Raw genomic sequence first — 10,809 nt, forward strand, 5'->3', positions numbered from 1 at the left:
AGTAAAATCCCACGCTCTTCGGCCAACTGCTGAGCTTCTTCATCATCAATCATTCTGATTTTGAAGCCGGTGAAGCCATAAATGGCGGCAAACACCATCGACGCGTAGAAGAAGATGCAGTAAGGCATATAGCTAAAGGTTGGTACACCCAAGGTGGTGGCCATATACAGCCCGGCCGCTGACCATGGGATGATCGGTGCGGTCATGGTTCCAAAGTCTTCAAGCGTACGTGCCAGCACCAGCGGGTGCATTCTGAGCTGCAGGAACTTTTTACCCATCAGTTCGGAAACGATGATCTTGTTCAGGCCATCGGAGCCGGTCAGGATGTTAATCACGATGCAGACGAAGCCGCTGGACATAATGGCGCTAAAGCCGTTGGTGATTTTGCCAGTGATGCCTCGCAGCGCCACATCCATCATGCCGGTGCCGGTCAAGATGCCAGCAAAGCCCATGGCACAGATAATGAAGGCGATAAACCCACCCTGATTATTCAGCCCGCCCTGTTCCAACAGCTCTTTAACCGATGACAGTACCTGAGTCGGATCGGCACCGATCATATGCATCTTGAAGCCACCCATGGTGGATTTGACGCCTTCAATCAGTGGGAACCCTTGATACAGCCAACCAACCAGCACCGCAACCAATGCACTGCTCAGCAGAGCGGGCACCGTAGGTAGGCGCAGGAAGGTGAAGGCCAGAATGATCAGCATCGGCAGCAGCGGCAAAATACCAAACTTGAACAGGCTGTGCAGTTGCACCAGCAGTTGCAGGCTATCGGCAGAGATGGCACCTTGGCTCGGCTGGCTGAAGCCCAGGAACAGGAAGAAAACGATGCTGATCAACGTCGCCGGGATGGTGGTCCACAGCAGATATTTAATCAGATCGTACAGTTTGGTTTGTGTGACCGCCGAAGTCAGGTTGGTGGTGTCAGATAACGGGGAGAGCTTGTCACCGAAATAGGCACCGGTAACGATGGCCGCCGCCAGCATTGGCAGGTTGGCACCCAGGCCGATACCGATACCGATCAGCGCCACGCCGATCGAAGCCACAGAACCCCATGAAGCACCAGAAACATAAGACAAAATGGCGTTCAGGATAAAGGCAATGGCAAACAGATATGACGGATCGAGCAGTTGCATGCCGTAATACACCATCATCGGCAGGGTGCCCGCATAGCTCCAGGTAGCGATCATAAAGCCAACAAAAATGACGATCAGTACCGGCGGCATCACCGCGGCAATTTTATCGACAATAAACTGTTGGATGCTGTCCCAATTATAGCCCAGCCTGATGACGGCTATTGCCCCGGTGAAGGCGGCAGATAATAACAGGCAGACACTGGCGGGCCAGCTCAGTACACCAATACCTACGGATAAAACAAAAACCATAAATAAGATAGGTAGCAGCGATTCAGTAAACGTGGGTTGTTTATATTGACGTTCTTCTTTCATTTTTTTATGTCCTATAATGAAAAGCTATCTTCATTCCATAGTGATTTTTAGAAAACTTTCACCCCATTGCTTTCAAGACTGGCTTGTACTTTTTGTATATTTACGGCTGAAACCAACTGGTTATCTTTAATCGCCACTGCGGCGGCTATGCCCGCACCTTCACCGGTGACAATGCAACAGCCCATATTGCGAATGGTGGCATAGGCAAATTTATCGGCATCGATGGCACGGCCACACACCAAAAGGTTCTCGATATCCTGAGGTACCATCACGCCATAAGGGATCTGGAAGTAACGGGGTTGCAATGGCAGTTTCAGTTGACCATTACCGTCGATAAACTCAGGGAAAATACCAATGCTGTCCGCGTGACGTCCCTGATGGCAGATATCATCTTCTGTCAGCTGGGTGCGGCCAACGATATGGCGAGATTCGCGGGTACCAACGGTCATGCCGAAGTTCTTCAGCGTGGCGTTTTCAAAACCCGGTTGGAACTGGCGCAGCGTTTCGATGGCATAAACCGCCTGTTTACGGCCATCAATCTCAGCACGGGTCAAATCGAAGACGTCGGTACAATCCACCTTGGGAATGCTGACCACGTTCATGTAGTTTGCATCACCGAATTCCGTCACGGTGCTCCAACTGCCACCCAAGGTGACCTCTTTCGGTATCAGACCGGCCTTTTTACCCTTGGCGAACACTTTGCCCAGGTAAGGGCTGAACATCTCCTTGCAGGAGTCATGAACTTCGTATGACCAGTTCTTGTTCTCTTCGTCTGCACCCCAGTCGCCGTACTTCGGCTTGGTGAGCTCGATGTCTGCCAGAAAGCGGGCTTTGTTGACGTTGGAACAGCTAAACACCGTGGTCACGCTCATCACGCTGTCTTTGTCGGGTTGCACAAACGGCGCACCGGCCAATGCTGCAATATCCGCATCGCCGGTACAGTCGATCACCACCTTGGCTAAAATAACCTGGCGGCCTGATTTACTCTCGGTGATGATGCCGGTTAAGTGGTTGCCTTCTTTGATCACGCCAACGGCGGTGATATGTAATACGCGTTTAACACCGGCATCTTCCAGCATCTGGTCGGCGACGATTTTAAATTGCTCGGCATTAATCGCCTGGCTGATGGATTGCGGCTCCGGATTGGTGGCTCCCATGGCTTTGGCGGTCTCTTCAATCTCTTTGGCCAGCCCGCCGGATTCCACGGTATTTTCATGCCGCCACCAGGCGATTGACTCCACGCCTGCGGTGGTCATCATGCCACCAAAGCAGCCAAATCTTTCCATTAGTACGGTGTCGGCACCTTCGCGGACGGCGCTTAATGCAGCAGCAATACCCGAAGGGCCACCGCCGACCACCAGGACTTCTGTTTCAATAAGTACAGGCAGCTGTTTTGCGGGTTCAGTGTAAAATTTCATGGTCATGCACTCCATAGAATATAAAAAACCGTTATTGAATAAGCGAATAAATGCGTTAAGAGCGACTTACGTTAAAGTTTCAATATCTGTGGTGCCGTTAGGTTTAACGAATTACGTTACCTTTTATGATAATAAAGCGTTATGTTAATTCCCTGGTGTGGCTAATGTGACAACGTGTTAATACATTCCTGGTAGGGTATTCCCTTTGGCCAATAAGAGTGCCAAATAACAAGACCCTGTGTGAAGCTAAATAAAATAAGGTGTGAAGTTTCAGTTCTCCTTAATATAATGGCTTTCGCGCACCTGTGCTTTTAATGCGGGTAACATTGATGCGCTGGCGCTTAATTTGGTTAAGCCCAAATGCAACAACAGTTCGGTTGCCCCGGTATCCCCGGCCATTTCACCGCACATGCTGACGGGGATCCCGGCACCCAGCGCCGCCTGGCAAGTGAGCGCTATGGCTTTGAGAACGGCAGGCTCGTGATAATTAACCAGTGCCGCCACCGCGCTATTGCCGCGATCTGCCGCCATGACGTACTGCGTTAAATCATTAGTGCCGATCGAGAAGAAATCGACCTCCTGGGCAAGTACTTCAGCATTCAATACCGCAGCGGGTACTTCTACCATAATGCCCAGCGCCAGTTTCGGCTCCAGCGGTAGTGACAACCCCTGGCGGGCCTGCTCAACCAACGCTTTCACCGTTCTGAATTCTTCCACGGTGGCAATCATCGGGATCATCAGCTGAATATTGGGCTGTTCAGCGTGGGCACGTAACACCGCGCGCAACTGAGCCAGCAATAACTCAGGATAAGCCAGACACAGCCTGACCCCGCGCAGCCCGAGGAACGGGTTCTCCTCTTGCGCCATCGGGAAGGCGGCCAGCGGCTTGTCACCCCCGACATCCAGGCTGCGGATTGTTAGGGGTTTATTGCCGAATGCAGCCGCAATATCGCGGTAGATCTGATACTGCAACTCTTCGTCTGGCAAGGTATCGTGCGCCTGGAACAGGAACTCGGTACGGAACAGGCCAACGCCTTCAGCGCCCGCGGCCAACGCGGCTGCCACATCTTCCGGCCCACCTATATTGGCCAAGATTTGTACTGCCTGACCATCCAGGGTCACCGCTGGCTGATGGGCGGCCTGCCGCTGGATCTGGCGCTGCTCCAGCCATTCGACGCGGCGAGTTTCAAGAGCCAATGCCGTTGATTCATCGGGGGTTAACCACAGCAGGCCGTTGAAACCATCCAGAATCACTTCCTGCCCGCTCTGTACTTGTTCCAGACAGCCCTGAGCTTTCACTATCGCCGGAATGCCCATGGCACGAGCCAGAATAGCGCTGTGGGAGGTTTTGGCACCTTCACTCAGGCACAGGGCCACCACGTTTTCCTTATCCAAATTGGCGACATCCGAAGGCATCAGATCGCTGGCCAACAGAATGCATGGCCCGGCTAGCTGCAACCGCTGCGGGCCACTGCCGGTCAATTGGCACATCACCTGACGGGCAATGTCCCAAACGTCGGCTTCCCGTTCACGCATATAGTGGCTATCCGCCTGGGCATATTCCTGCGCCAGTTGCTGCATAGTGCTTAGCCAGGCCGCCGGGGCAATCTGGCCTTGAGCGATGGCCTGCTGCACGCGCTCCATCAGTTCGGGGTCGGCCAGCATCAGGCCGTGGGCATGGAAGATATCGCCCTGAGGCCCTTTAGCCTGCTGTTGCAGATGTTGTTGTACCTGATCGCAGGCTTGAGCCAGCGTTTGTGATTCAATTTCATTACCCGCGTAGGGGCGTTCGGGAACCGCTGGCATCACCGCAGTGAAGATGACGGCTGGGCCACGGGCGATGCCGCCATTGACGGCATCGCCCGTAATGGCTCCGGGCACCCTTTGCACCCGTTGCTCGTCATGCTCAATATTTGGCTCGGCAGCGGCTTCAGCGAGTAGATGGGCTTCACCGAAATGCCCCTGTGCCAACGTATTAAAGGCGGCCACGGCCTCATCGGCCTGTGGGCCAGAGGTGATAAAGTCGATCAAGTCACCCAGTTTGACGGCCAGCTTGGCGATGCTGTTCAGACTGCGGGCGTTGACGCGCTGCCCATCCCGCTCCAGCCAGACCTCGGCGTCTAAACCGGCCAGGGCACCGACAATCGCGGCGGCTGGGCGAGTGTGTAAACCATGTGGATTAGCCACTCGCCATGCGCAATGTAACAGTTTGCCCGTTGTAGGGGAGGTAATCGCCAGCGGCGCGGCAGGTGCAGCCATGCCCAAGTGATTCTGCTTGGCTTCGAGCGCGGCTTCGGCTTCCTGCAATATCTGTTGGGCTGACAACCCGGCAGCGGCAGCAACCACCGCCGCCATCGTGCCTTCAACCAGTGGTGCAGCCGACATGAATACGCGGCTACGCATCTCGTCGTCCAGCAACTCAAGCGCCATTTCGGTGCTGAGCAGGGCGCTGCCCAAGTCCATCAGCACCACGACTCCCTCATCATGGTAGACCGACGCTATCGCCGTCATGATAGCGATAGCGTCGGTGCCGATAGGGTTTTCTGGGTCATTCACGCCTGCGGCAACGGCCAGGGCTGCCTTGCCCTGCGTCATTTGTGTCGCCAGTTCGGCCACGCCTTCAGCCAATTGCCGGCTATGAGATACGATAACGATTCCGACCATCGGGTTACTTCCTTTTAATCGCTTGTTCCAGCGCCTTGAGCATCAACATGGTCGAGGTGGCACCAGGATCCTGATGGCCAATACTGCGCTCGCCCAGATAGCTGGCTCGGCCTTTTTTCGCCTGCATCATGATGGTGCTGACGACGCACTCATCGGCCGTTGTGCCGATCAAGGCCAGAACCTGCTCGGGTTCCATGCCGTTGGCCAGAGCCTGCTTGGCTTTTTCCAACACTGGGATCCAGACATCGCACATCGTCTTGTCGCCCAGGTTGGCTTTGCCGCGCACGACTACGCCTTCAACCCCTACGCTCATCGCGTCGAGCAGATCTTTCAGGCTCAGCGCAGTACGGGAACCTACAGCCGCAGCGGCGCGGATAAAGAAGGTGCCGTACAGCGGGCCACTGGCACCGCCAACGCTAGACAGCAGGGTCATACCGGTATTTTTGAAAATGGTGCCGATATCGTGACGCTCGATACCAGGCAGTAATTCTGCTACGTGCTTAAAGCCCCGGTTCATGTTTAACCCGTGGTCGGCATCGCCAATATCGCGATCCAGCTCGGTCAGAAAGTCCATTTGTTCTGTATAGGTGGCGGCACATTGCGCCAGCCATGCCAGGATATCGGTCTTTTCAATCAGCATCGCTCTCTCCTCAACAACCCCAACGTAACGCCGGCGTATTGACTGGCGCGTCCCATAACATCAGCATTTCCCGATCCGCTTTTAGCAGCGTGATCGAAACGCCTTCCATATTCAGCGCCGTGCAATAGTTGCCGACCAAACGACGGGCGATATGGAATCCCGCCTTTTCACAGTTTTGTGCGACCCGGCGATAAACGCCGTACAGCTCCGATTCTGGCGTCGCACCAAGACCGTTCACTAGTACAATGTAGTCCTGCTGAGCTTCAAACGGCGTATTGGTGACTTCAACGTCATTCCACTGGCCGGTAGCCCGATCCCAATAGTGGTGGTAGCGCGTATAAGGGGTGTTGTCGGCCAGTTGGGCGAACATGCTGTCGACCAGATCGTCAGCATTGGTGAACTTGCTCAGCTCGATACCGGGTTCGCCATGGATCCCGACGCCGAATTCAACCTCATTGTCCGCCAGCACGAAGGACGGCTTGCCTGCTGCCGGTACGATGCAGGCGGAGAGGGCGGCACCGAATGAACGGGTAGCGTTATTGATGCGGCGGGCCAGCGTTTCGCACTCGGTCAGGTTGTAACCCTTATCTGCCGCCGCGCCGACGATCTTTTCGACCAGCACCGTACCGGCTACGCCACGGCGGCCTGCGGTATACAGACTGTCTTTAACGGCAACGTCATCATCGATCAGCACCGCACCCACTTCGATACCATCAAAATGCAGCAGTTCTACGGCGGTTTCGAAATTCAGTACGTCGCCGGTGTAGTTTTTGATAAAGAACAGCACGCCTTCTTTGCTGTTGAGCCTTTGACCGCATTCGTACATCTGGTCGGGTGTGGGGGAGGTGAAGATCTCGCCTGGGCAGGCACCGGTTAACATGCCACGGCCGATAAAGCCCGCGTGCAGAGGTTCATGGCCGCTGCCACCGCCAGAAATCAGTGCCACTTGGCCTGAAGACTGTTCGTGCCACATATAACGCGGTTGGTAGCTGATCTTCAGCTCGGGATGGGCCATTACCAACCCTTCCATTTGCTCTTTAACCAGATCCTCAATTTCATTAATCATTTTTTTCATTATGCTGCCTTGAATAAATCGCAGGGAGTAAGTCTGATAACAGCGATAATATTTTTGGAAGCGAATAGGTGCAATCGACGGTAGTAACGGCCCGAAATGAAACAGTGCCGCAGCACCCGGGTTTCATAATGAAACTTTTTAGGCTTTGCACGGCTCAGGATGTGATCTCCTCCATAATATGGCAAAAATAGCGGCCAGAAGTTGAAGGTTCTGTTGCTTAAATCAAGCTTCAAACACCGAATATTGGCGTGGAGGTGGTGAATAACCTTGCCAGGTTTATGCTGTTTCCACGCCAAACCTACTCCCATTTAAGGTATGGCGGAAACTTAAAGTCGTAATAAACCTCTATATGGATGGTACCCATGGATAAAATCATTATTAGTCCAAGCAAATATGTTCAGGGCGAGGATTTGCTCAGTAATATTGCTCACTATGTTAAACCGATGGGCGGCCAACCGCTGGTGATCGCCGATGACTTTGTCACCCGTTTGGTGGGTGATACGGTAAAGCAAAGCTTTACACACCATGATTTGCCATTGGCGATGACGACTTTCCACGGTGAGTGCTCTCGTCCCGAGATTGAGCGGATTATCGAGCTGTGCGTTGAGCAACATATTGATGTGATCATCGGCATTGGCGGTGGCAAAACGATGGATACCGCCAAGGCCGTCGGTTTCTATCGTAAAATTCCCGTGGTAGTGGCCCCGACCATCGCCTCTACCGATGCGCCAACCAGCGCGCTCTCGGTGATCTACACCCCAGAGGGTGAGTTCAGCGAATACCTGATGTTCCCGAAAAACCCCGATATGGTGATGATGGACACCAAGGTGATCGCCGGTGCACCGGTACGTCTGCTGGTATCCGGCATGGGCGATGCGCTTTCCACCTATTTTGAAGCACGTGCCAATATGACCTCTGGCAAAAAAACCATGGCAGGAGGCGCGCCGACCCGTGCCGCTCAGGCATTGGCCAAACTCTGTTTTGAGACACTGCTGGAAGATGGCCTGAAAGCCAAGGTAGCGGCAGAGAACGGCTGTTGTTCAAAAGCGGTGGAAAATATCATCGAGGCCAATACTTACCTGAGCGGTATTGGCTTCGAAAGCAGCGGCCTGGCAGGGGCGCATGCCATCCACAACGGGTTGACCAAGCTCGAAGAGTGCCACCACCTGTATCACGGTGAAAAAGTGGCGTTCGGCACCCTGGTGCAACTGGTGCTAGAGAATGCGGCGATGAGCGAAATCAACACCGTGCTTGGTTTCTGCCGCTCAGTTGGCCTACCGACCAACCTGCATATGATGGGGGTAAAAGAATTGAACATGGCCAAGTTGCAGGAAGTGGCCGAAGCGGCCTGCGCTGAAGGGGAAACTATCCACAATATGCCGTTCCCGGTGCAGGCTAAAGATGTGTTGGCGGCCATCATTACCGCGCATCATTTGGGATTATAAGGTTTGCTATAGGGGCGCCACGTGCGGTGCCCGTTTTGTCTCAATCTGAACGAGGGCAAAAACTATGTTCCATCATGAAATGAATTGGCACACCCAAGGTTCAAATTGGAACATATTTTTATTTTCTTTGGTCGATGTGTGATCAGGCGTGGCCGGTTATCACGACGTATTCATGGTTATGTTTAGCTGTGCCGCAGTCGGCTTGATTGCCGCATTGGTCTTGCAGCGGATAAATAAAGCCACTTGAGCAGAGAAACAGGCACTTAACAAAGCCACCGAAGCCAGGGCTTTAAATACCGAGGATTGTGCAATGGAAAAGGAACGTATTATTCAGGAGTTTGTACCCGGTAAACAGGTGACGTTGGCACATCTTATTGCACATCCGGGTGAGGAACTGGCGAAAAAAATCGGCGTTCCCGGCGCAGAGGCCATCGGGATTATGACTCTGACGCCGGGAGAAACCTCGATGATAGCGGGCGATCTGGCTACCAAAGCCGCCAATGTGCATATCGGGTTTCTGGATCGCTTTACCGGTGCGTTAGTCATTTATGGCTCGGTGGGGGCGGTAGAAGAAGCGCTGAAACAAACGGTAGAGGGGTTAAGCCGATTATTGCATTACGCTATTTGCCCAATAACCCGGAGTTAAATCATGCGACGCGCTATTTTTGTCGGCGCGATAGGGGCCGGTAAAACCACGCTGTTTAATACCTTGCAGGGAGATTATTCCCTGGCCAGGAAAACGCAGGCGGTAGAGTTTAATGATTTTGGTGATGTCGACACGCCGGGCGAATATTTCAGCCACCCGCGTTTATACCATGCGCTGATTTGTAGCCTGGTGGATTGCGAATTATTGATTTATGTCCATGCGGCTAACGATAGGCAATGCCGGATACCTTGTGGACTATTGGATATTTATCCTCATCTGCAACGCACGGCGGTGATCACCAAGGCTGATTTACCTGATGCCGAGGTGGACTTTGTCACCGCCATGCTGGTGGCCGATGGCTTCAAGCCGCCGATATTTGTGGTTAACAGCCTTGACGCAGGCAGCCTGACGGCATTCAAGGATTTCCTGGCGGCTCAAGGCGGCCAGTGACAGGAGCATACTGATGAAGAAACTGATCACCGCCAATGACATACGTGACGCATCGGCGCAGGGGCAGCAACAGATTTTGGTGGTACTGCGTGACTGCATTATCACCCCGGAAGCCCGCTCGGTGGCGGAGCAGCTAGGCATCAGCATCAACGAATGGCAGCCAACGGCAGAGGCCGTGCCAGCGGTTCATACCGCCGAACGCCAGAAAATCCGTGAGCACATTCTGGCGCATCTGCCTGAGGGCAGCATGACCGAAACGTTGATCGCCCAGTTGATCGACAAGGTTGAACAGGAGAGGCAAGCCAAGAGCCCTGCGTCTGCCAGCGATGTCGTACCGGCGAGCTTCCGCTCGGTTACCGGTAAGGGCGGGATCAAGGTGGTCGATGGCGCTTCGGTGAATTTTGGCCGCTTTGCCGGTGCCGGAGATCATCAGGTTGGGTTAAGCGATCTGATCACCGCGCGGGATGGCAGCAGCATGGCGGCAGGTTTTATGCGCTGGGAGAAGGCCTTCTTCCCCTGGACGCTGAACTACGACGAAATCGACATGGTGATTGAAGGCGAACTGCATATCCGCCATCAGGGGGAGACGCTGATCGGCAAAGCTGGAGATGTGGTCTTCATTCCCAAAGGCTCCAGCATCGAGTTCGGCACTCCCAGCCACGTGCGTTTTCTGTATGTCGCCTGGCCTGCCAACTGGCAGGAATGCTGATAGCCATGGCCAACTTTTTAATGCGGGGAGGGCAGTATGTTGATTGAACGTTGCCAGCAGTTGGCACGCCAGCAGCCCCGACGGGTTGTGTTTCCCGATGCGCTCGATGCAAGAGTGTTGGAAGCGGCCGGATTTCTGCTGCATCACGGTCTGGCGCAGCCGATCCTGATCGCCAATCCGTTTGCCCTGCGGCATTTTGCCCATAGCCAGCGCATGACTATCGACGGGCTTACGGTGGTTGACCCGCAAAATGCTAACGGTTGGTGTACGGAGTTTGAGCAACGCTTGAACCAGCGCCTTGGCGATAAGGC

Annotated in this window: 10 protein-coding genes; 5 read left to right on the forward strand and 5 right to left on the reverse strand. The window is 54.0% G+C overall.

From position 1 onward, the window contains the following. The 5 genes from nhaC to dhaK all read right to left on the reverse strand — a co-directional run. Nucleotides 1-1,451 (reverse strand): Na+/H+ antiporter NhaC (nhaC, locus tag ACLQ7H_RS27470; RefSeq protein WP_411755401.1); only part of this gene is annotated, 1,451 nt, incomplete at its 3' end. A gap of 47 nt (nt 1,452-1,498) precedes the next feature. Continuing rightward, entirely contained in the window at nt 1,499-2,869 is a 1,371-nt protein-coding gene (locus ACLQ7H_RS27475) for an FAD-dependent oxidoreductase (RefSeq protein ID WP_411755402.1), read from the reverse strand. Between the two features lie 270 nt (nt 2,870-3,139). Continuing rightward, complete coding sequence (ptsP, locus tag ACLQ7H_RS27480; RefSeq protein ID WP_411755403.1) at nt 3,140-5,533, reverse strand: phosphoenolpyruvate--protein phosphotransferase; 2,394 nt, start codon at nt 5,531-5,533, stop codon at nt 3,140-3,142. 4 nt (nt 5,534-5,537) lie between these two features. Then, nucleotides 5,538-6,173, reverse strand: coding sequence for a dihydroxyacetone kinase subunit DhaL (gene dhaL, locus ACLQ7H_RS27485; protein ID WP_411755404.1), 636 nt, complete (start codon nt 6,171-6,173; stop codon nt 5,538-5,540). 10 nt (nt 6,174-6,183) lie between these two features. Continuing rightward, nucleotides 6,184-7,248, reverse strand: a complete 1,065-nt coding sequence (gene dhaK / locus ACLQ7H_RS27490) for a dihydroxyacetone kinase subunit DhaK (protein ID WP_411755405.1) — start codon at nt 7,246-7,248, stop codon at nt 6,184-6,186. Nucleotides 7,249-7,610: 362 nt separating this feature from the next. On the opposite strand from dhaK, the gene ACLQ7H_RS27495 reads away from it, so the two are divergent. The 5 genes from ACLQ7H_RS27495 to ACLQ7H_RS27515 all read left to right on the forward strand — a co-directional run. Further along, the gene (locus tag ACLQ7H_RS27495) at nt 7,611-8,693 is read left to right on the forward strand and encodes a glycerol dehydrogenase (RefSeq protein WP_411755406.1); all 1,083 of its coding nucleotides are present in this window, start codon (nt 7,611-7,613) and stop codon (nt 8,691-8,693) included. Between the two features lie 310 nt (nt 8,694-9,003). After that, the gene (gene eutS, locus ACLQ7H_RS27500; protein ID WP_411755407.1) at nt 9,004-9,339 is read left to right on the forward strand and encodes an ethanolamine utilization microcompartment protein EutS; all 336 of its coding nucleotides are present in this window, start codon (nt 9,004-9,006) and stop codon (nt 9,337-9,339) included. Between the two features lie 3 nt (nt 9,340-9,342). Continuing rightward, nucleotides 9,343-9,789, forward strand: a complete 447-nt coding sequence (gene eutP, locus ACLQ7H_RS27505) for a EutP/PduV family microcompartment system protein (protein WP_411755408.1) — start codon at nt 9,343-9,345, stop codon at nt 9,787-9,789. A gap of 13 nt (nt 9,790-9,802) precedes the next feature. After that, the gene (eutQ, locus tag ACLQ7H_RS27510) at nt 9,803-10,498 is read left to right on the forward strand and encodes an ethanolamine utilization acetate kinase EutQ (protein WP_411755409.1); all 696 of its coding nucleotides are present in this window, start codon (nt 9,803-9,805) and stop codon (nt 10,496-10,498) included. A 36-nt stretch (nt 10,499-10,534) separates the two neighbouring features. Further along, on the forward strand, nt 10,535-10,809 hold a 275-nt coding region (locus tag ACLQ7H_RS27515; RefSeq protein ID WP_411755410.1), incomplete at its 3' end, for a phosphate acyltransferase.

The sequence above is a fragment of the Serratia sp. (in: enterobacteria) genome (assembly GCF_046715635.1).
Lineage (GTDB): Bacteria > Pseudomonadota > Gammaproteobacteria > Enterobacterales > Enterobacteriaceae > Chania.

Bases quoted from the DNA above. Each gene is read 5' to 3' on its own strand.
- eutS (WP_411755407.1), top strand. From the start codon at position 9,004: ATGGAAAAGGAACGTATTATTCAGGAGTTTGTACCCGGTAAACAGGTG.
- eutQ (WP_411755409.1), top strand. From the start codon at position 9,803: ATGAAGAAACTGATCACCGCCAATGACATACGTGACGCATCGGCGCAG.
- dhaK (WP_411755405.1), bottom strand. From the start codon at position 7,248: ATGAAAAAAATGATTAATGAAATTGAGGATCTGGTTAAAGAGCAAATG.
- dhaL (WP_411755404.1), bottom strand. From the start codon at position 6,173: ATGCTGATTGAAAAGACCGATATCCTGGCATGGCTGGCGCAATGTGCC.
- ACLQ7H_RS27475 (WP_411755402.1), bottom strand. From the start codon at position 2,869: ATGAAATTTTACACTGAACCCGCAAAACAGCTGCCTGTACTTATTGAA.
- ptsP (WP_411755403.1), bottom strand. From the start codon at position 5,533: ATGGTCGGAATCGTTATCGTATCTCATAGCCGGCAATTGGCTGAAGGC.
- ACLQ7H_RS27495 (WP_411755406.1), top strand. From the start codon at position 7,611: ATGGATAAAATCATTATTAGTCCAAGCAAATATGTTCAGGGCGAGGAT.
- eutP (WP_411755408.1), top strand. From the start codon at position 9,343: ATGCGACGCGCTATTTTTGTCGGCGCGATAGGGGCCGGTAAAACCACG.